2 protein-coding genes are annotated in these 456 nt (G+C 70.6%); both read right to left on the bottom strand.

The annotated features are described in order from the left end of the window. Positions 1–208, bottom strand: a 208-nt coding sequence (locus J0695_RS39540) for a LacI family DNA-binding transcriptional regulator (protein WP_206969680.1), incomplete at its 3' end; no start/stop codon positions are given. Between the two features lie 78 nt (positions 209–286). Next, positions 287–445 (bottom strand): fibronectin type III-like domain-contianing protein, encoded by a 159-nt coding sequence (locus J0695_RS45335; RefSeq protein ID WP_307798899.1) that lies wholly within the window; start codon positions 443–445, stop codon positions 287–289. Positions 446–456 lie beyond the last annotated feature (11 nt).

The following is a 456-nucleotide window of genomic DNA, read 5'->3' on the forward strand; positions in this document are numbered from 1 at the left end:
CCACCAGCGCGATGGTCTCCGCCCGTCGGGTCACCAGGGACCTGGCCGCCCGGTTGGGGGCGTATCCGGTCCGCTCGATCGCCTGGCGCACCTGGTCCTGGATGCCCGCATCCACGTTCCGTACGCCATTGATGACCCTGGACACCGTGGCACGCGAGACTCCCGCCTCGCGCGCGACGTCCTCCAGGGTCGGCAGCTGTCTGTTCATTCCCGCACCCTAACCGTCCTTCTCCGGCGAGCGGTATGGAGCGCTCTCCCCGACTCGATGCCCTGCTCAGCGCCTTGATCAGGGGCGCTCTCCGATGTCGACGGCCGCGGTGAGGGGCAGATCGGCGGCGGACCTGCCCGCGTGCACCTGGTACACGCCTGTTTCCGTACGCCAGCCGTGCGCGTCGGTCGACCAGTGCCGCACCGCACGGGCGGGGACGTTCACCACGGCGGTCACCGTCTCCCCGG

The sequence above is a fragment of the Streptomyces beijiangensis genome, from assembly GCF_017315755.1.
Classification (GTDB): Bacteria; Actinomycetota; Actinomycetes; order Streptomycetales; family Streptomycetaceae; genus Streptomyces; species Streptomyces beijiangensis.